20 protein-coding genes are annotated in these 18180 nt (G+C 45.0%); 14 read left to right on the top strand and 6 right to left on the bottom strand.

Features of this window, described 5'->3' with window-relative positions; genetic code table 11:
* Positions 1-38 precede the first annotated feature (38 nt).
* Positions 39-347, top strand: coding sequence for a magnetosome magnetite crystal formation protein family (locus GJB59_RS02635; RefSeq protein WP_142827416.1), 309 nt, complete (start codon positions 39-41; stop codon positions 345-347).
* A 190-nt stretch (positions 348-537) separates the two neighbouring features.
* On the opposite strand, the gene GJB59_RS02630 is transcribed toward GJB59_RS02635, so the two are convergent.
* Complete coding sequence (locus GJB59_RS02630; protein WP_142827415.1) at positions 538-978, bottom strand: YtoQ family protein; 441 nt, start codon at positions 976-978, stop codon at positions 538-540.
* 53 nt (positions 979-1031) lie between these two features.
* Positions 1032-1253, bottom strand: coding sequence for a transcriptional regulator (locus GJB59_RS02625; protein ID WP_142827414.1), 222 nt, complete (start codon positions 1251-1253; stop codon positions 1032-1034).
* Positions 1254-1383: 130 nt separating this feature from the next.
* On the opposite strand from GJB59_RS02625, the gene GJB59_RS02620 reads away from it, so the two are divergent.
* The 6 genes from GJB59_RS02620 (at position 1384) to GJB59_RS02595 (ending at position 9134) form a co-directional block, all read left to right on the top strand.
* Entirely contained in the window at positions 1384-2550 is a 1167-nt protein-coding gene (locus GJB59_RS02620) for an exonuclease SbcCD subunit D (protein ID WP_142827413.1), read from the top strand.
* Entirely contained in the window at positions 2547-5639 is a 3093-nt protein-coding gene (locus GJB59_RS02615) for an SbcC/MukB-like Walker B domain-containing protein (protein WP_142827412.1), read from the top strand. Before GJB59_RS02620 ends, GJB59_RS02615 begins: the two co-directional genes overlap by 4 nt.
* A gap of 175 nt (positions 5640-5814) precedes the next feature.
* Positions 5815-6027 (top strand): hypothetical protein, encoded by a 213-nt coding sequence (locus GJB59_RS02610; RefSeq protein WP_142827411.1) that lies wholly within the window; start codon positions 5815-5817, stop codon positions 6025-6027.
* Positions 6028-6142: 115 nt separating this feature from the next.
* The gene (locus GJB59_RS02605; RefSeq protein ID WP_142827410.1) at positions 6143-7411 is read left to right on the top strand and encodes an acetyl-CoA hydrolase/transferase family protein; all 1269 of its coding nucleotides are present in this window, start codon (positions 6143-6145) and stop codon (positions 7409-7411) included.
* Positions 7412-7534: 123 nt separating this feature from the next.
* Entirely contained in the window at positions 7535-7969 is a 435-nt protein-coding gene (locus tag GJB59_RS02600) for a MarR family winged helix-turn-helix transcriptional regulator (protein WP_142827409.1), read from the top strand.
* Entirely contained in the window at positions 7962-9134 is a 1173-nt protein-coding gene (locus tag GJB59_RS02595; protein ID WP_142827408.1) for an MFS transporter, read from the top strand. Before GJB59_RS02600 ends, GJB59_RS02595 begins: the two co-directional genes overlap by 8 nt.
* A gap of 53 nt (positions 9135-9187) precedes the next feature.
* Here GJB59_RS02595 and GJB59_RS02590 read toward each other — a convergent pair whose 3' ends face one another.
* Both GJB59_RS02590 and trhA read right to left on the bottom strand, forming a co-directional pair.
* Positions 9188-9967, bottom strand: a complete 780-nt coding sequence (locus GJB59_RS02590) for a 2-keto-4-pentenoate hydratase (RefSeq protein WP_142827407.1) — start codon at positions 9965-9967, stop codon at positions 9188-9190.
* A gap of 109 nt (positions 9968-10076) precedes the next feature.
* On the bottom strand, positions 10077-10724 hold the full coding sequence (gene trhA / locus GJB59_RS02585) for a PAQR family membrane homeostasis protein TrhA (RefSeq protein ID WP_142827406.1): 648 nt from the start codon (positions 10722-10724) through the stop codon (positions 10077-10079).
* Positions 10725-10864: 140 nt separating this feature from the next.
* On the opposite strand from trhA, the gene GJB59_RS02580 reads away from it, so the two are divergent.
* Entirely contained in the window at positions 10865-11437 is a 573-nt protein-coding gene (locus tag GJB59_RS02580) for a DUF1836 domain-containing protein (RefSeq protein ID WP_142827405.1), read from the top strand.
* On the top strand, positions 11437-11901 hold the full coding sequence (locus GJB59_RS02575) for a YaiI/YqxD family protein (RefSeq protein WP_142827404.1): 465 nt from the start codon (positions 11437-11439) through the stop codon (positions 11899-11901). Before GJB59_RS02580 ends, GJB59_RS02575 begins: the two co-directional genes overlap by 1 nt.
* Positions 11902-11923: 22 nt before the next feature.
* Here the strand turns inward: GJB59_RS02575 and GJB59_RS02570 are convergent, their stop codons facing one another.
* Positions 11924-13033 (bottom strand): S-layer homology domain-containing protein, encoded by a 1110-nt coding sequence (locus GJB59_RS02570; protein WP_142827403.1) that lies wholly within the window; start codon positions 13031-13033, stop codon positions 11924-11926.
* Positions 13034-13200: 167 nt separating this feature from the next.
* Between GJB59_RS02570 and GJB59_RS02565 the strand changes: the two genes are divergently transcribed.
* On the top strand, positions 13201-13896 hold the full coding sequence (locus tag GJB59_RS02565) for a type 1 glutamine amidotransferase domain-containing protein (protein ID WP_142827402.1): 696 nt from the start codon (positions 13201-13203) through the stop codon (positions 13894-13896).
* A gap of 3 nt (positions 13897-13899) precedes the next feature.
* Here the strand turns inward: GJB59_RS02565 and GJB59_RS02560 are convergent, their stop codons facing one another.
* Positions 13900-14781: a glycerophosphodiester phosphodiesterase family protein gene (locus GJB59_RS02560; RefSeq protein WP_142827401.1), complete on the bottom strand. Its 882-nt coding sequence runs from the start codon at positions 14779-14781 to the stop codon at positions 13900-13902.
* Between the two features lie 187 nt (positions 14782-14968).
* Here GJB59_RS02560 and GJB59_RS02555 point away from each other — a divergent pair, with 187 nt between their 5' ends.
* The 4 genes from GJB59_RS02555 (at position 14969) to GJB59_RS02540 (ending at position 18112) form a co-directional block, all read left to right on the top strand.
* Complete coding sequence (locus GJB59_RS02555) at positions 14969-16039, top strand: type III polyketide synthase (protein WP_142827400.1); 1071 nt, start codon at positions 14969-14971, stop codon at positions 16037-16039.
* Positions 16036-16548: an isoprenylcysteine carboxyl methyltransferase family protein gene (locus GJB59_RS02550; protein WP_142827399.1), complete on the top strand. Its 513-nt coding sequence runs from the start codon at positions 16036-16038 to the stop codon at positions 16546-16548. Before GJB59_RS02555 ends, GJB59_RS02550 begins: the two co-directional genes overlap by 4 nt.
* A 95-nt stretch (positions 16549-16643) precedes the next feature.
* The gene (locus GJB59_RS02545) at positions 16644-16925 is read left to right on the top strand and encodes a hypothetical protein (RefSeq protein WP_142827398.1); all 282 of its coding nucleotides are present in this window, start codon (positions 16644-16646) and stop codon (positions 16923-16925) included.
* 92 nt (positions 16926-17017) lie between these two features.
* Positions 17018-18112, top strand: coding sequence for an AI-2E family transporter (locus tag GJB59_RS02540; RefSeq protein ID WP_142827397.1), 1095 nt, complete (start codon positions 17018-17020; stop codon positions 18110-18112).
* Positions 18113-18180: the final 68 nt, after the last annotated feature.

Here is an 18180-nt window from a genome sequence, read left to right as displayed (position 1 = left end):
TGTTAAGTATAAGAAAGATTTGACTGGAGGGTTGCATGATGGAAAATACAGGCTTGAAAATACTTGTCCATGCCAGTGCGTTTTTCGCTCCGTTCCTTGTTCCTGTGATTGTGTTTCTGATTTCACAAGACAAAGAAGTGAAGAAGCTGTCAATCCAGGCGCTATTGTTCCAACTGGCTTTAGGGGTGTTGATTTTCGTCTCGAGCTTGCTGATTGTTTTCATCATCGGAATTCCGATGCTGATCGTATTCGGACTGATGGGCATCATCATTCCAATTATGGGGATTATCAGAGCGCTCAACAACGAACAATTCGACTATCCGATAGTCGGAAGCTGGTACCAATAAAAAAAAGCCCCGTGGGGCTTTTTTTTATTGGCACAAAGCGATGCAGAAGGATAAGGTGAACTTAAAGAATCATCTCTTAACTTCCGCGTCGGATGCTAAGAAATCTGGCGAATTTGACTTGAGCCTATGCTTACTCGCTGTTAACAACCTTTCTCCTCATCCTATCTTTTAAGGTGAAGAAGCGCTGTTTTTATTCGACAATATAAGCCAATGCTTTGATTGCCTGGTCACAAGTTTCGACTGTTGCGTTCGCTTTTCGTGACAGTTCCTTTAATGGGTGGTGTAATTTCTCCGGTCGGATGATAATGACGGGTTTGCCGGAAGCAAGCGCTGTACTGGCATCCATTGCCGTGTTCCATTGCTTGTACTGCTCGCCAAAAAGGGCGATGACCAAATCGGCTTTGTGCATCAGGACGCCTGTACGCAGATTGTTGAAGCTGGAAGCGGCTTGGTCCTTAGCGATAGCATCAACCTGTGCACCGAGAATATCTTCACCGATATTATCCGAGCGTTCGTGAACTTCCATCGGTCCGACAAAATCGATCGGCAAGTCCAAAGCTGCTGACTTTTTCTTAATTTCTTCGCGCCATGCACTGTGGATTTCTCCAGCAAGATAAACAGTTAATCTCATCATTTCACCCTCCAAAAAACATTTCTTTCAGTGTATCATAAGGGCGGATAGGCTTAAATGATCTGGCGTTCTTTATGGATAACGGGCATCAGTGAAAGCACATTCTCCATTTTAAAGGTGCGTTTCTTGCGTCGCAGAAAACAATAGGCCTGGAACGAATCTCCTTGGACTTTCAAAACTTTGATGCGTCGTTTGCTGATGCTTCCATCGTTAGCCATGTACATCATGTCGATAAGCTGCTGGTATTTAAAAGCCTTTAGGATTTGTGCTTTCATGAGTTTCCCTCCCTATAATAAGAACGTTTGTTCTTATTATAGAACATGAAGACAATTTAAACAAGCAGACAGTATCGTGTATAATGGAACGAACATATATTCTTTTGCAAGTCGAGAAAGGAGCAATACGATGAAGTTTTTTCATACCGCCGACTGGCATTTAGGCAAGCTGGTGCAGGGAATTTACATGACAGAAGAACAGCAGATAGTTCTTGAACAATTCATAGATGCCATAAAAGAAGAGCGGCCAGATGCGGTTATCATTGCTGGAGACCTTTATGATCGCGCAGTACCGCCAACCGACGCCGTCAATTTATTAGATGAGGTACTGGCGAAAATCGTGCTGGAATTGAAGACACCGGTCTTGGCAGTGGCAGGAAACCATGACAGCCCTGGAAGGTTGAATTTTGGCAGCAGGCTGATGAAAATGAACGAAATCCATATTGCTGGACACGTCCACAAAGAACATCAAGCGGTTGTTCTGGCTGATCCCTTTGGGGAAGTCCATTTCCATCTGATTCCTTACACCGATCCGTCGATGGTCCGCTATGAGTTTGAAGATGATGCCATCCGCACCCATAACGACGCGATGAAAGCCATCACAGAAAATATCAAGAGCACTTTTGATCCACAAGCCCGCCATGTGTTTGTGGGGCATGCTTTTGTGACGCCGCATGGCGAACAAGAAGAGAATACCAGCGATTCTGAACGGCCGCTGTCGATTGGCGGAGCAGAGCATGTGGAGGCCAGCCATTTCGAAGGGTTTCATTACACTGCGCTCGGCCATTTGCATAAAGCCCATTACGTGCTGAATGAAACGATCCGCTATTCAGGATCGCCTTTAAAATATTCGATTTCAGAAGAGCATCACCAAAAAGGCTTCCATATTGTTGAGATGGATGCAGAAGGCAAAGTGTCAGTAACGAAGCGCCTATTCTCACCAAGACGCAATATGCGGACCGTCGAAGGCACGATAGATGAAATTTTGCGTCATGAAATCAGCGATGATTTTGTTTTCGTGACTTTATTGGATGACGCTCCTGTGCTGTTTCCGATGGAAAAAGTGCGTTCAGTGTACCCGAACGCCATGCATGTGGAACGCAGAAACTTTTCGGGAGGCATGACTCAAACAGAAGCAGGCTCACGTCGGAAAATGGATTCACTATCCTTGTTTCATGCCTTTTACGAAGAAGTGAAAGGCGAAAAAGCGACAGATGAAACAGCCAAAATTTTTGAGGACGTACTTCAGGAGTTTCTGCATGAGGAGCCGGCCGGCAAAGAAGAGGTGAAATCATGAGGCCTTTAAAATTGAAAATGACCGCATTCGGTCCCTATAAAAATACCGAGGAAATTGATTTTGCTGATTTACAGGGAAATCAGCTGTTCGTCATTTCGGGCAGTACCGGTTCAGGGAAAACCACCATTTTTGATGGCATCTGCTTTGCCTTATACGGCTCAGCCAGCGGTTCTGACCGCAGCGAATCACGTATTCTAAGAAGTGATTTTGCAGATGATGCAATGCACACCTGTGTTGAAATGGAATTTGAAATTCACGGCAAGATTTACCGGATTCTTCGTCAGATGGGCCATGTGAAAAAAGGCAATAAAAGCGCAACCGGCGAACGCTACGAGTTTTTTGAGCGCAACGCGGAAGGGGAAAAACCTTGTGTCGAACGGCAGATTGTCTCGGAAATCAATCGGCGTGTTGAAGAGATTCTTGGTCTGACACAAAACCAATTCAGCCAGATCGTCATGCTGCCGCAAGGCGAATTCCGCAAGCTGCTGACGTCTGAAACAGACAACAAAGAAGAGATTCTCCGCAAAATTTTTAAAACAGAGCCTTATAAGCTGATCAGTGAACGCCTCAAGCAAAAGAAGGATGCTGCTGCCAAACTCTTTGAGCGCGAACAGCATGTTTTGGGCAGCTATGTCCAACGAATCACCTCTTCCTTGCCGGAACGTGATTCGGAGCTTTTTGACGTGTTGGGCCGGGAGCATATGAACATCAACCAGGTGCTTGACGGTCTTCAAAAAGAGATTGTCTATTACAAGCAAAAGATCGGTTTGGATGAACAGAAATACCAGGCAGTGTATGGGCTGCATGCAGACAAGTTGAATGCTTATCATGAGGCGAAAAAGTGGAACGACCGCTTTGGCGAACTGGACATAAAAAAACAGCAGCTCGAGCAGATTGAACAGCAGCTGCCGCAGTATGCAGAAAAAGAAACTGCTCTGCAGTTGGCGGAACGCGCCAGTTACATTGCCGGTGTTGAAAGCCTATTCCAGGAATTGCAAACCAATGAATTGGAGAAAAAAGAAGCGCTTACGTCAGCAATACATCAGCAGCAGCAGTCGGAACAAGCAAAGCTTGCTGCCGAGCAGTTGTTTATGAAAGAAAAAGAACTTCAGGGCGAGCGGGACGAGCTGCGTGAAAAGATCACTTACCTGGAAAAGCTGTCCCCGGCAATTCAGGAGTTAAGCCAGAAAAAAGAGAATCTGGAACGTCTTGAGAAAATTTCGCAGCAATCAGAAGCTCGTTTTAAGCAAGTAGAAGAAGAATACAGCATCCAAAAAGAAGACAAGCAGAAATTGGATGGAAAAGTCGCCCAATTGGAAGTTTTTCTGGAATCATCTGTTGAAACACAGCAGGAGCTATCAGTTGTCACAGAGAAATCCCGCGTAGCTGCTGAGTACCTTGTGCTCAAGCAGCAAAGGCAACAGCAAGAAACCAGTCAGGAAGCGAAAAGAATGGCTTTTGAACAGGCAGACGGTTCTTATCGCCAGCTGGAAGCGCAATGGTTTTCCAACCAGGCGCATATTTTAGCTGCCCAGTTGCACGATGGGGAAGCCTGTCCAGTTTGCGGCAGCGTGGATCATCCAGGAGTCAGCTTGAAGAGCGAAAAACAAGCGGTGTCAAAAGAACAAGTAGAAGCTGCAAAATCCGATTTTGATGCAGTTGATAGAGAATATCGCAATGCGTCAGCTAAACTGTTCGCTTTGCAGGAGCAATTGGAAAACAAAGAAAAAGAACTCATAAACCTGGAACTGGTTCCAGAACAGGCAGAAGAACAGTCACGTGGGCTGGAACAAACCAAACGCCAGTTAACCGAACATATAAAAGAACAGCAGAGGGTAAAACTTGAGTTGCGGAACTGGAAAGAACAATTGGCTGGTTGTGTGCGCAGGATTGAACAATCAGAGCAAAATAAACGTGGATTGGCGGAAGAAGTGCAGAAACAGCAATCTTCCTACGAAACGTCCAAAGCCGTTTTTGAAAACCAATTGGCTGCTGTGCCAGAAGATTTACGGGAGCTTACTGTCTTGAAACAACAGCTGCAGCAAGCTGCTTCACGCAAACAACAATTGGAGCAAAGCTGGACCAGCGCACAGGAGCAGTTTCAACATTCGAAAGAACGCTTGGCAAGTGCCCTGGTTTCTGTGCAGCATGCCAAAGATACGGCAGAAGAAATAGCACAAAAAAGAGAACGAGCTCAACAGCAGTTTGCGGAGGCTTTGGCAAAATCGTCATTTGATTCTGAAGAAGCTTATCAGCAGGCTAAAATGGCAGAAACAGTATTTACTGCTTTGAAAAAAGAGGTTCTGGAGTTCAACCAAACCCGCCATACGTTATTGCAGCAAGTCAGCGAACTTGAAGAGCTGCTGGCATCTCAAAGCCGCAGGGACTTAAGCGAGGCGGAAGTGGAGCTAGTGGAACTAAAGGCTGCTTACGAGCAAGCACTGGCAGAGCGTAATCGTTCACAGGACTTTGAAAAGGCTGGATTGGGCTTGATTGACAGCATTCATGAGGTGATCGGGAAAGCGCTTGAAGCTGAGCAAACTTTAAACCGGATTGCCGATCTCTATGACATGATCCGCGGACAGAACGGCTTGAAGATTTCATTTGAACGCTATCTGCAAATCGAATATTTGGAGCAGATCATCCTATCGGCCAATGAACGATTGAAGAATTTATCAAATGGCCAATTTCACTTGATCCGCAGCGACCGCCAGGAAGCGCGCGGCAAACAAAGCGGGCTCGGGTTGGATGTCTACGATGCCTATACGGGGCAGACGCGTGATGTAAAAACTATGTCAGGCGGGGAAAAATTCAATGCATCGCTATGTTTGGCACTCGGAATGGCAGATGTCATTCAAAGCTTCCAAGGCAATGTGTCGATTGATACAATGTTCATCGATGAGGGATTCGGTTCGCTTGATGAAGAATCACTCAACAAATCGATTGAGACCTTGATTGATCTGCAAAAATCCGGCCGGATGATTGGGGTCATTTCCCATGTCCAGGAACTGAAAGCAGCAATCCCAGCTATTCTGGAAGTCGAAAAATCAAAAGAGGGCTACAGCCGTACGAAGTTTCTTATCAAATAAATAAGCCTGCACAAGTTGAACTGAAACAGAATAATTTTTTAATTCAGCTAAATATAGCAGTGTCTCGGACGTTTAGACTTGTCCTAAAAGGTAAAAGTAGACAGAGTAGGATAAATTGCAGAGAATGATAAAGTGCTTTGCTTCGAAAACTATGAAAACCAAAGGAGTCAAAAACATGAAGAATTTTAGTTTTAAGGCACGAATCCTTTATTTCGGTGCAATTGCTTTAATCAGCCTGGCTTTCTTCACTTTACAGCTAATTGCTGTATTAGAGGGGTCTGATGGAATAGGCTCCATTATTTTAGTAATCTTATGGGCACTGATGGCATTATTCGGCTTGGCCGGTGTTGTTTTTGCTTTAAAAAATCGTAACCGTCAGAAAAACTGACGGTTTTTTTATTTGGATGAAAAACGCGGAATAGTGCATAAATTTAGGAAATAATAGGGTCTGCACAATATATGATAAAGTTGTAGCATAACAGCACACTAGGGGAGGACATAAAATGGGGAAAGAATTAACGCCACAGGAAGTTATTGATTTAATCGATTCGAAAGCGGATCTGATCATCCCGATTGCCAATGGGGAACCGATTCGCCTTCTGGATATATTGGAAGAAAACGCCGAGCAATTGGACGGGGTGAAAGTCCATCAAATGCTGGCATTGCGTTCACGTTCTTACATACAAGGCGAAATAGAGCAGTTAAAGCATGTTTCGTATTTTTTGAGCGGGGCTACGCGAAAAGTTTACCAGCAGGCGAAGATGGATCTCGTTCCAAACAATTTTCATGAAATGCCGCGCATGCTTCAAAAAGTCACTAAGATGTCGATGATTTTGACAGTGGCTTCGCCCATGGATGAACATGGTTATTTCACTTTGGGAACGCAAGCCGATTATATTGCTGATTTCATTGGGAAAGTGCCGTTCATTTTGGAAGTGAATGACCAGATGCCGCGGACATTCGGACGAAATCAAATTCATATCAGCCAAATTTCCGGATATGTGCAGCATCATGCCGCTCTATCGGAAGAGCGAGTCCTCGAAGCCAGCGATAAGGATCTGCTGATTGCTTCTTCGATCATTCAGGATATTCAAGACGGCGATACGTTGCAGATTGGAATCGGTGCTGTTCCCAATGCGGTTATCAGCATGTTAAAAGACCACCGCCACCTAGGAATCCATACGGAAATGCTGCCGGACGGCGTCGCAAACCTGGTAGCTGCCGGTGCAGTAGATGGAACACGGAAGTTTACGAATCCCGGGAAAATTGTTGCAACTTTCGCTTTTGGGTCTAAAAATCTGTACAACTTTATCAATAACAACCCGGCCGTTGAATTTCAGCCGGTGAGCGTCGTCAACGATCCAAGGGAAATTGCTAAAGAAAAGAATATTGTCTCTATCAACTCGACCACCGAAGTGGATTTGTTCGGTCAATGTGCGTCTGAGACGGTCGGCGGCAAATATTATTCATCAAGCGGCGGACAAGTTGATTTTGCGCGCGGCGTCCGGTTCGCAGAAAATGGCAAAGGTTATATTTGCATGCCATCGACTGCGAAAGACGATAGCTTGTCGCGTATCAAATTGAACCTTACGCCAGGATCAGTGGTGACTACCGGCAAAAATGACGTAGACAATATTGTCACTGAATATGGAGTAGCCCGGTTGCATGGAGTGTCCATTTCGGAACGCGCCAAGCGCTTGGCAGCCATCGCACACCCGAAATTCCGCGAAGAACTGTTGTTTGATGCAAAAAAACAAGGGTTTCTAATTTAATACAAGAAGAAAAGTCGTCTCCCCATGGAGATGGCTTTTTTTGAGAGTCGAAATGCTTTTCTTTACAAAGAAATTAAATGGTTATACACTTACCTAAGTAAATAAATTGCGAGGATGAAAAGCATGAGAAACCTGCTGTTTCACGAGATCCATCAAAAATCCCGTTTATCCATCAAGGAAGTAAACGAAGCCCTTAAGGAGTTTGATTTATACAGTTCCCAGTGGTCTATATTATTTTGCCTCAATCAATTTGGTTCGATGACACAGAAAGAAATCTGGCAGTATTTAAATGTCGAGGCACCGACTGTGACAAGAACAATTGTCCGCCTCGAGAAAAGCGGGTGGATCGTTCGCCGTGAAGGAAAAGACAAGCGTGAACGGATTGTTCAGCTATCCCCTTTTGCTGAACAAAAACTGCCGGATATTGAAGAGCGGATTCGGCAGACAGAAGCGAGACTGGTTTCCAGTTTGACGGATGAAGAAAAAGAACAGTTGCTTGTGTTGCTGAAAAAAATAGGAATGACGGGTTCTGAAGAAAAGGATGTAAGGAATGGCTGAAAAAAGACCAATTTGGACAAAAAGTTTTATTAATATTTCAATCAGTACGTTTTTCATTTTTGTGGTTTTCTATGCGCTGCTGACGTTTATGCCGCTGTATGTCTTGAACGATTTAGGCGGTACCGCTGCTGAAGGTGGAGTGGCGGTTTCAATTTTCCTGCTGTCTGCCATCATCATGCGTTTTTTTGCGGGCATGATTTTGGAGAAGTTCGGGAAGAAAAAAATCCTGATTATTGCGCTCTTTTTGTTTACCGTCAGTACCGTGTTTTATGTGTTTGTCGGTAGTTTTGCAGTGCTTTTGCTGCTGCGCTTTTTTCAGGGCATCTGGTTTAGTTTGGTCACGACCGTAGCCGGCGCCATCGCAGCGGACATCATTCCGCCAGAGAGGCGCGGAGAAGGCTTGGGCTACTATGGCATTGCCATGAATCTGGCAGTAGTTGCAGGGCCGTTTATTGCGTTAACGCTTCAGCTTTATATGCCGGCGCAGATTGTTTTTATTGTACTCGCCGTTATTATGGTGATCGGTTTCCTATGTGCCTTAGGTGTTAAAGTGGAAGAAGAGCTGGTTGTGAAAAGTGGCAAGCATAAACTGACGATTAACGATTTTTTGGAGAAAAAATCGTTGCCGATTGCCAGTGTCGGCTTTTTCATTTCGTTTGCTTATGCCAGTATCCTGACGTTTATTTCCGTTTATGCAGAATCGCTTGGACTCATCAAAGCAGCGAGCTTTTTCTTTGTGGTATATGCGATCGCTATGCTTGTTGTGCGGCCGCTTACCGGGAGATTGTTTGACGCCGTAGGTCCGAGCGTGGTCATCATTCCTTCCATAATTATTTTCGGAGTGGGATTAATATCGTTGAGTTTTACGGAATCTTCATGGATGCTGCTGGCTTCAGGTGCACTGGTGGGTCTTGGCTACGGGACCTTGCTGCCGAGCTTCCAAACCCTGGCCATTCAGGCGGCTGATAAGCATCGCAGCGGCTATGCCACAGGAACCTTTTTTGCTTTATACGACAGCGGCATTGCGGTAGGTTCAGTGTCACTCGGAGTCCTTGCAGGAATCGCGGGCTATTCAAATCTGTATTTGATGCTTGGCATTTTTGTCATCCTCATTGTCTTTTACTATATGTGGATGATGCCCAAGGAACAGGGGTCTTCTCATTAAAAAATAGCAATATAGAAAAAGTGGTGCACAAAGAAAATTGTGCACCACTTTTGTTATTCGACGGTCAAGGTTACCGAGCCAAGCTCCCCGTAGCTGGCTTCGTAAAGTCCTTTTTCAAGAGGTTTTGGCAAAATGAAAGTGCCGGATGAAATGGCCATGCCTTTTTTGATAGCCAACCCGTGCTCAGCTAGTTCGTTGGCGAGCCATTTAACTGCATGGATGGGATGATCCAGCACTTCAGAGGAACTGCCCGCAGCAATTTCTTTGCCGTTCAACGTTAAGGTGCCAGCCAAATTCTCCAATTGGCGGTAACGGATATTGTCGAGTGGCCGGCCCATGATGATCTTTCCAGCCACTGCACTATCGGCGATCACTTGTCCAAGTGTGATCTTAGGAAACCAGTCGTCAAAGCGGGAATCCGGAACTTCAATCCCTGGAGCGATTTGGGTTTTTTCTAGCAACGCATGAACATCGTCAGCCGCAGACAAATCTTCCTTGGCGATAAAAATCAACTCGATTTCGATTAATGGGGAAGATAACGAATCAAGTTCGATAACGCCATTCGATAAAGCAGAAGTGGTAAGAGCCCCGTACAGCGGGGTTTCCGATTGAAAAAGATTCTGGGTCTCTTTGCTTGTTAAGCTGATTTTATAGCCCTTCAATTCTTCCTGGCCCTTGCTTGTTTTGTTTGCAGTAACAGCGTGCTGGATTGCGTATGCGGGGTTCTTCTCTAACGCAGCTGGTATCTGATCTTTAGCTATGGTGTGTCCGTTTTGGTAGGCACTGTATAAAACTTCTGCCATTTCAGTTTGATTAGAATTTAAATTTTTCATAGATATGCCCCTTTCAGGTGAGTTAGCTCCTATCATATCATTATGCCTGTCGAATCTCCCGGAGCGTCTTATGCCCGTCGAATCTACACGGGCGCTTCCGCTTTTCTTGTTACAGCACATAAAAATAAACCGCTAAGAAATGGCAGAGGCTGCCGAACAGGATGAAGAGGTGGAAGATTTCATGAAAGCCCAAATACTTGGAAGAGAGGAAATCGGGTTTTAATCCATAAACGATTCCGCCCACTGTATAGAAAACCCCACCTGCTACAAGCAGCAGCAAGCCGGTTAGGGACATGCTGTCTGAAAGCGGAACGACAGCGAAAATAATGATCCAGCCCATGGCGATATAGATGGCAGTCGACAGCCATCTCGGAGAATGAAACCAGACCATCTTAAAGAAGATGCCGCTCAGTCCCAAAATGGCGACAAGCGAAAATAGTGTCCAGCCGAGTGTTCCGCCAAGAGCGATCAGGCAAAAGGGTGCGTATGAGCCTGCAATTAAAGCGAAAATCATCGAGTGATCCAGTTTCCGTAAGAATGCAATAATGTAAGGCTGTGAAAGGGCCGAATGGTAAATCGTCGAAGCTGTATACAGCAAAATGAGGCTGATGCCAAAAATGGCGACTGCGGCAACGTGCAAGAAAGGTTCATTGGCATAGGCCGCTTTGATGACCATTGCTAAAAGTGCAGCCAGTGACAATACAGCACCTGCCAAATGGGATAAGGCGTTAAAGGGTTCTCGGATATATGCGTTCATGTGAAACAGCTCCTCGTTATATGTAGTTATTGAAACTACATATAACGATACTCGCATCGATAAATAGAGTCAAGTTTGGAGAAAACTTGATGGTGATGTAAAATAACGAGTATGAAACGGCTGAGGGAGTGTGAATGTATATGGAAAAAGCAAATAGCATCATCGAGGAGATGGCTTTTCACAATCAGGTTTTGCCGGAAGATATTCCGAAGATCGACCTGTATATTGACCAGGTTATTCAACTATTCGAATCCAATTTTTCCGAATCGAAACGGCATCCGGACGAAAAAATCCTGACCAAAACCATGATCAACAATTACGCAAAAGGAAAATTGTTTTATCCAGTTCAAAACAAAAAGTACAGCCGCAACCACATTATGCTGATCAGTTTGATTTACCAGATGAAAAGTGCGTTATCGATCAATGACGTCAAGCTGGTATTGAATGGCATTAATGAAAAGGCAGCACAAAAAGAGCTGGACCTGGAGCGGTTTTACCAAAGTTATCTAAAGCTTCAGCAAGGCAATACGGAGATTTTCGCGGATGCACTGGAGAAGCAAGTGGCAGAAGCTTCCAAACAAACGGCGGATGACGAGGACGCAGAGGAGCTGGAGCAGGTATTGCTCATTGCGTCACTGGTGCATACCAGCAATCTTTACCGGAGAGCAGCCGAGAAATTGGTGGATAGACTGGCGAAAGGAGCGAACGAGTAATGGTTAAAATTCTTATTGATGCAGACGGCTGTCCGGTAGTCGGGCAAACCATCGATTTGGCTAAAGCTTACCGCTTGCCGGTCATTTTGATATGCGATACTTCCCATGAAATGCATCGGGAAGGGGCGGAAACGATTACGGTGTCAAAAGGAGCGGATGCCGTTGACTTTGTCCTGGTCAACCGTGTGGCAAACGGAGATATTGTTGTTACCCAGGATTATGGACTGGCGGCAATGGTTCTTGCCAAGCGCGGCATTCCGATTGACCAGAACGGCCGCGTCTACTCTGATGAAAACATTGAACAATTGCTCCACGGCCGACACGTTGCCAAAAAAATCCGTCAAGGCGGAGGCAGGATGAAGGGGCCGAAAAAAAGGCGAGCCGAAGACAACGAGAAGTTTGAAGAGGCTTTAACAGCGCTTTTGAAAAAAATAAAGGAAGACAAAGAAAGACCCGGCAACTAAAATGCCGGGTCTTTTTTCAGAGTTAGACAGTCCAGCGATCATTAACAATCGCCACCAATACCCAGTCACCGTTGCTGTTTTTCTCGAATACCATGTTCAGGCTTTGCCAGTCCATTTGGTCATACTGAGCTGTGCCAGGGAAATAGAACTCAACAATGGTCGCTTCGGGATACAGGCGGTGAATAAACTCATGCGTAGTTGGCTGGATAGTCCGCCCATAGCGTTCTTTGGCAGTATAGGTCGCATCTGTATCCATCAAGTAAGCATTGTAGTACTCAGCAGGTGTCAAATTGATTTCAAAACCGCTGCCGTCCTGATAGCCCCATAAGTAATCATTGGGGTCGTTCATAAATCCTGGCAGCTGGGCTTTGGTAAAAGTGACCCCGCCATTATCAATACAGCCGCCGCTGTAAGGGCAGAGGGTCAATCCATCCGAAGAGCTGACAAAGGCTGCCACATCACCAAAATCTTCAGCTTGCAAATCCGCCAAAATTTCATTGGCTGTCATCAGCAGTTCCTGTTTTTCAGGAATGAAAGACGGCTCGATTGCACGGGCGAGGAACGCAGAAAACTGAGCGCGTGTAACAGGAATATCGGGACGGAAAGTGTTGTCCGGATAACCGCGCGCGACGCCTTGGTAAGCAAGTCTTGAGACAGCATCAAACGCAAAATGATTTTCCCTCATGTCGCGGAAATTATTGTCTGGTGCTTCAGGGAAATAGAAGGCTCTATCCAGTATAGTGACTGTCTGAGCACGGGTGACCGTCCAATCAGGGCGGAAATAATTGTTCGGGAACCCAACAACGATCTCTTCTTCAACAGCAGAAGCAATATAACCGGAAAAAGGATGGCTCGCAGGTACGTCCCTAAAGCCGGTGGAGCGTGATGTGTCATCCAGGTTCAAGGCACGTCCGATCATGGCGACAGCATGAGCCCGGGTAACAGGATCGTTTGGTCTGAAGGTTCCATCAGGATAACCATTGATGATCCCTTCCTCATACAGGTAAGCGATTTCAAAAGCGAACGGATGATTGGCAAATACATCATCAAACAAAACAATCGCTTTGGCGGGAGACGAAAAAGAACTGAGCACGAGGATGACAGCAGCTAATAAAGACAATAAAGTCTTCATATCTATCCCTCCCTATTTGATCTCATTTTACCACATTGAAAAGTAAATAGTAACAATAAAATGTTATATAAAATAAAATAATGATTAAAAAATAGCTGGAGAGTAGTTTTAGGAAGGACAGGGAATAAAAGAGGAAATACGCTAAATTGAGGCGAAAGGAGACTGTCATGAAAAAAATCTTGATTGTCGCGACGAACTCAGCCCACATTGGAGTCAGAGACAGAAAAACGGGGCTTTGGCTGAGGGAATTGACCGATTTCTACCATGAAATCAAGGATGATTTCAAAGTGGATATTATCAGCACTGCCCCTGCCCGAATTCCGATTGATCCGTTAAGTTTGATGGAAGCGGTAGTCCATAAGCAAACCCGCCAGTATTATTTGGCCGACGGGCTGATGGACAAATTGAAAAGACCGCTGATACCGGAGCAGGTCGAAAGCCGGGACTACTCCGCGATATTTTTTGCAGGAGGACATGGTGCAATGATCGATTTTCCAAATCACCGTGAATTGCAGGAACTGACGGCTACCATATATGAAAGAGGTGGTGTGGTCGCCGCCGTTTGCCACGGGCAGAGCGCTTTGCAGAACATTCATTTATCCAATGGCCGAAACCTGTTGGCAGGGCATGTTGTGACGGGATTTTCAGATTTGGAGGAAAAAATGATGGGGATGTACAGTGATATTCCATTTTCATTGGAGCAGGCATTGAGAAACCAGGGTACCTTATTTCAAATAGCTCAGCTGCCATTCACCGCTTGTGTAATTGAGTCCGGACGCTTAGTTACCGGACAGAATCCGGCGTCAGCAAGTCTGGTTGGAAAAAAGGTGAAAAGCTTATTGCAAGCAGTGAACCCGGCTTAACCATCAGCCGGGTTCGTTTGTCTTCATTTTCTTTTCTGCATAAGCCATGAACTTCAATGGATGGTCTGTCTGAATCAGACTGATGCCACGATTGATAAACCAGCCCCATCCTTTATCGGGATCCAGCAGAGACAAGGAATCCGAATGCCGTGCATTTTCAGCAAAATCCAGCGCGTTGCCCCATAAGTTCGTTTGGCCCTTGAGCTTGGCAATGACAGCATCCGAAACGACTTCGTCATCTTCTGTGTAGAAGAGCAGTTCGATTGCCGTTGGCGAAACGGCCTCCAGCAACAAGTCGAGTTGATGAAGGTTTTTGTCGCTCAGCTTGTGCATATATGACATGTTGCGTGGATTTGAATCAAAAAAAGCGGCCAATTGCTCAATGGGCCTATCACTTTTTAGCAGAAAATGATCAAATAGATCATGCTGCTCAACGAGTTCATAAAGTTCATGCCGCAATTTCCAGGCTTTATCTGCATTGATCATGGCTTTTCCTTTAATCATCGGCAGTACTTCCAAAAGAGTAGGCACTTTTTCTTTTGTGTTTTTGGCGTTGGGACCGCCATTCAATTCTTTTAATGACAATTGTTTTATTTCCGATAGAGTCAGTTCATCAACTTCTCCGGAGCCGTTCGTCGTTCGGTCAACTGTCGTATCATGCATGAGAACGATATGGCCGTCTTTAGTTACTTGCATGTCCAGTTCGATTAAATAAATATGATGGTCAATGCAATGCTGAACAGCAGGAAGTGAGTTCTCAGGAGCAGGATTCCACAGGCCGCGGTGGGCAACGGGAGTGAGTAGCTGCTGTTTTTCCAGTAAAGCTTTTAAAAAATCTGTGTAGCTGGCTAATTGCCATCCGAGTTTCTGTTGGTTCAGCGACATATGCTTCCTCCTAGTCTTCTCCTTTCAGTATACAAGGTTCGGATGCAGAAGTTTATTGGGAAGCTCAATCCAGTGGTTTTAGAATATTCTTGACAGCTGGCACAGCGCTTGCCGCACAGAAGGTTAGGATTGGTCTGCTGCATAAGAAATATAGTTTGGAAATTACGATTTAGAGGAGGAAATTTGGATGGCAATGATTCGAAAAGTAGTTACAGAAAATGCACCATATCACGTAGACCAAAAAGAAATTGTCGGAGTGGTCCGAAGTTTGTTCGGAGGCGACTATAATGACATCGAAAGGCTCTTAAAGGTGTTTGGAAACGGCCAGATTGAAGGCCGCTATTTTGCTGCTCCTTTGGATTGGTTTGAAGAAGAGCGGGGACTGGAAGAAAAGAACAAGCTTTATGTGGAAGAAGCTGTGAAAATGGGAAGCCGCGCTGTGGCACGGTGTCTGGAAGAGGCAAAGGTGGATAAAGAGGATATAGATGCTTTTATCTTTGTGTCGAGTTCCGGGATGTCTACACCGACGATTGATGCCCGGATCATGAATGTCCTGCAGATGCCTCAGCATGTAAAACGCATTCCTTTATGGGGGCTCGGTTGTGCAGGGGGAGCATCAGGCCTCAGCCGTGCTGATGATTATTGCCGGGCTTATCCGGAAGCTGTGGTAGTGGTTCTTTGCCTGGAACTTTGCAGTTTAACTTTTCAGCGCTCCGATCGTTCAAAAAGCAATTTGATCGGAACTTCCCTGTTTGCGGACGGTGCTGCCTGTGCCTTGGTGACAGGAGACAAAGTAAGCTTGCCGGGTGAAGGATTCCATATTAAAGAGTCACAATCGACGCTAATGCGGGACTCTGAAGATGTTATGGGCTGGGACGTCAAAGATGAGGGGCTCCATGTCGTTTTTTCTCGCGATATTCCAAAAATCATTGAAAAATGGCTAAAGCCCAATGTGAACATCTTCTTGGAGAAAATCTCTAAGTCTTCGGCGGATATTATCCATTTTATTGCTCATCCAGGCGGCAAAAAAGTATTGACCGCATACGAAAAATCTCTTGGTCTGACAACGGACAAGACGGATATTTCAAGAGCAGTGCTTGCTAAGTATGGCAATATGTCTTCGCCTACAGTTCTGTATGTGCTGAAAGACTTTATGGAAAAGAAACCTCAGCATGGAGAGGAAGGCTTGCTTACTGCTTTGGGTCCAGGTTTCAGTTCGGAAATGCTATGGCTTGAATGGGGAGATTCGGTGCGATGACATTCTTTTATCTATTGATTGGTCTTGTCGTTGTGCAACGGCTGCTGGAAGTGGTGTATGCCCGGTTTAATGAAAAAGCCATGAGAAAACAAGGTGCCATCGAATTTGGCGCTGGACATTATAAATGGATCGTCCTGCTCCATGTGCTTTTCTTCGTTTCACTCATCATCGAAACTTGGGTGACTGGCACCGGGCTGCGAACCGGCTGGCAAATCTTTTTAGTGATTTTTGCCATCGCACAGCTGCTTCGCTTTTGGGCTTTAACGTCTCTGGGCCGCTTTTGGAACACGAAAATACTCATTCTGCCTGGAGCGGATTTAGTGAAGAAAGGCCCGTATCGCTGGCTTCCGCACCCTAATTATCTTGTCGTTGCCATGGAGATCGCTGCATTGCCGCTCATTTTCGGTGCATGGAGAACCGCTTTGATTTTCAGTATTGCCAATGCTCTTCTGCTTTTGCTCGTACGAATTCCAGCAGAAGAAAAGGCTTTGCAGCAACTGGAATCTTGAAGGAATAAAAAAATTCCACTGGACTAGTTAAAAAAACATATATAGGGTATACAAGTAGAAGTGGAAAAAAACCATGTATTTTTGGAGGGATTCAGATGAAAAAATCAACGATGAATACACTTATTGGCAGCGCACTTGCAGCGGCTTCGGGAATTTTTGTCTACAAAGCATACCAGGAAAAAAACACAGTGCGTGTAGAAGAAGATACCGATATGCGCAATAGTTCAAAAGTGGATGAGCGTGAAAGCGTCAGTGCTTTAGAAGACTCTAGTGAACAAGGTTTGTCTCAATTGGATTCTGCTTACCGTGATGAATGGCAGGCCAATGCATTCCCGCAAACTCATAAAGAAATGCGAGAACTTGAAGAAGATAAATAAAGGCATTGGAAAAAGCGAAAGCAAAGTTTCTTTTTGCTTTCGCTTTTTTATGTGCAAAAAATACCTGTTCTAGAAGGGAAGGAGGAGTCACTATGTGGATTAAAAAACCGTTTTTCGAATACACGACGGCGATTTTACTCGTTGCAGTCACTTTGTTTTTCTTGGGAAAGATTGATTATGTTTTTGAACCCTTACAAATCATCATCGCTACTATTTTTGCTCCGGTTCTAATCGGAGGGTTACTCTATTATCTATTGCGTCCATTTGTGCGATTGCTGATGCGGTACATGTCTAAAATTGCCGGGATCGGAATTGTCTTTACTGCCATTATCTTAAGTTTATCCATTCTGCTTTATTTCTTTGGCCCGGTCATCTCGGAGCAAGTCGAAAGTTTGGCAAATCTTGCGCCTTCAACAGTGGAAGAAGTGACCGAGGAATCGAACGATATGCTTTCCGGTTTTCAATTGGGTGGGGTTACGGGCCCTGAAATAAAAGCATGGGCTGTGGACTACCTGGAAAATCTTTCAGAAGGCTTGCTGAGCAACGTCATGAATATTTTAACGATGGTTATGAACATTGCGATTGTCCTGATCGTTGTACCTTTCGTTCTCTTCTTCTTATTGAAAGACGATGAGAAATTCGTTCCGCATCTAATAAAGTATTTACCGGAAGAGCATAAGCTTGAAGGGGATAAACTATTGAAGGATGTTGATCGGACCTTGTCTGCATTCATAGTCGGCCAAGCGATAGTGGCTGCTGTAGTAGGTACTTTGATGTATATTGGCTACTTGATCATCGGATTGGATTATGCCCTCAGCTTGTCCATCTTTGCGATGTTCCTGATTATCGTCCCTTTTTTAGGTCCGTTGATCGGAATTATACCAGCCTTGTTTGTCGCCCTGATGAGCGGCGATATGTGGATGGCGGTAAAAGTGATTATGGTTTTACTGATCGTACAGCAGCTTGAAGGAAACCTGGTTACCCCAAATATCATGAGCAATCGCTTGAATATCCATCCGTTGACCATTATCCTGCTGCTGATGATTGCAGGAGCTTTGTACGGATTTGTCGGTATTCTGATTGCCATTCCCACATACGCAGTTGTGAAGACTCTTGTTCATAATTTCCGGCTGTTTAACCGCTTGCGGAAAAAAAGAGAAGTTGCCAACAATAAAGAGGTTATTTAGTCCTCATTTATTTTTGCTGAATGTTGGTTATTTTCTATCAAAGGTTCTGAAATTGAGAAGATTGTGAT

The organism is Planococcus soli (assembly GCF_016881065.1).
GTDB classification, from domain to species: domain Bacteria; phylum Bacillota; class Bacilli; order Bacillales_A; family Planococcaceae; genus Planococcus; species Planococcus soli.
The sequence above is the reverse complement of the archived record's forward strand: the minus strand, read 5'-3'. Positions and strand labels throughout refer to the sequence as shown.

What these genes read in the sequence shown, in the direction of transcription:
- GJB59_RS02635 (WP_142827416.1), top strand. Translation starts at nt 39, where the DNA reads ATGGAAAATACAGGCTTGAAAATACTTGTCCATGCCAGTGCGTTTTTC.
- GJB59_RS02630 (WP_142827415.1), bottom strand. Translation starts at nt 978, where the DNA reads ATGAGATTAACTGTTTATCTTGCTGGAGAAATCCACAGTGCATGGCGC.
- GJB59_RS02625 (WP_142827414.1), bottom strand. Translation starts at nt 1,253, where the DNA reads ATGAAAGCACAAATCCTAAAGGCTTTTAAATACCAGCAGCTTATCGAC.
- GJB59_RS02620 (WP_142827413.1), top strand. Translation starts at nt 1,384, where the DNA reads ATGAAGTTTTTTCATACCGCCGACTGGCATTTAGGCAAGCTGGTGCAG.
- GJB59_RS02615 (WP_142827412.1), top strand. Translation starts at nt 2,547, where the DNA reads ATGAGGCCTTTAAAATTGAAAATGACCGCATTCGGTCCCTATAAAAAT.
- GJB59_RS02610 (WP_142827411.1), top strand. Translation starts at nt 5,815, where the DNA reads ATGAAGAATTTTAGTTTTAAGGCACGAATCCTTTATTTCGGTGCAATT.
- GJB59_RS02605 (WP_142827410.1), top strand. Translation starts at nt 6,143, where the DNA reads ATGGGGAAAGAATTAACGCCACAGGAAGTTATTGATTTAATCGATTCG.
- GJB59_RS02600 (WP_142827409.1), top strand. Translation starts at nt 7,535, where the DNA reads ATGAGAAACCTGCTGTTTCACGAGATCCATCAAAAATCCCGTTTATCC.
- GJB59_RS02595 (WP_142827408.1), top strand. Translation starts at nt 7,962, where the DNA reads ATGGCTGAAAAAAGACCAATTTGGACAAAAAGTTTTATTAATATTTCA.
- GJB59_RS02590 (WP_142827407.1), bottom strand. Translation starts at nt 9,967, where the DNA reads ATGAAAAATTTAAATTCTAATCAAACTGAAATGGCAGAAGTTTTATAC.
- trhA (WP_142827406.1), bottom strand. Translation starts at nt 10,724, where the DNA reads ATGAACGCATATATCCGAGAACCCTTTAACGCCTTATCCCATTTGGCA.
- GJB59_RS02580 (WP_142827405.1), top strand. Translation starts at nt 10,865, where the DNA reads ATGGAAAAAGCAAATAGCATCATCGAGGAGATGGCTTTTCACAATCAG.
- GJB59_RS02575 (WP_142827404.1), top strand. Translation starts at nt 11,437, where the DNA reads ATGGTTAAAATTCTTATTGATGCAGACGGCTGTCCGGTAGTCGGGCAA.
- GJB59_RS02570 (WP_142827403.1), bottom strand. Translation starts at nt 13,033, where the DNA reads ATGAAGACTTTATTGTCTTTATTAGCTGCTGTCATCCTCGTGCTCAGT.
- GJB59_RS02565 (WP_142827402.1), top strand. Translation starts at nt 13,201, where the DNA reads ATGAAAAAAATCTTGATTGTCGCGACGAACTCAGCCCACATTGGAGTC.
- GJB59_RS02560 (WP_142827401.1), bottom strand. Translation starts at nt 14,781, where the DNA reads ATGTCGCTGAACCAACAGAAACTCGGATGGCAATTAGCCAGCTACACA.
- GJB59_RS02555 (WP_142827400.1), top strand. Translation starts at nt 14,969, where the DNA reads ATGGCAATGATTCGAAAAGTAGTTACAGAAAATGCACCATATCACGTA.
- GJB59_RS02550 (WP_142827399.1), top strand. Translation starts at nt 16,036, where the DNA reads ATGACATTCTTTTATCTATTGATTGGTCTTGTCGTTGTGCAACGGCTG.
- GJB59_RS02545 (WP_142827398.1), top strand. Translation starts at nt 16,644, where the DNA reads ATGAAAAAATCAACGATGAATACACTTATTGGCAGCGCACTTGCAGCG.
- GJB59_RS02540 (WP_142827397.1), top strand. Translation starts at nt 17,018, where the DNA reads ATGTGGATTAAAAAACCGTTTTTCGAATACACGACGGCGATTTTACTC.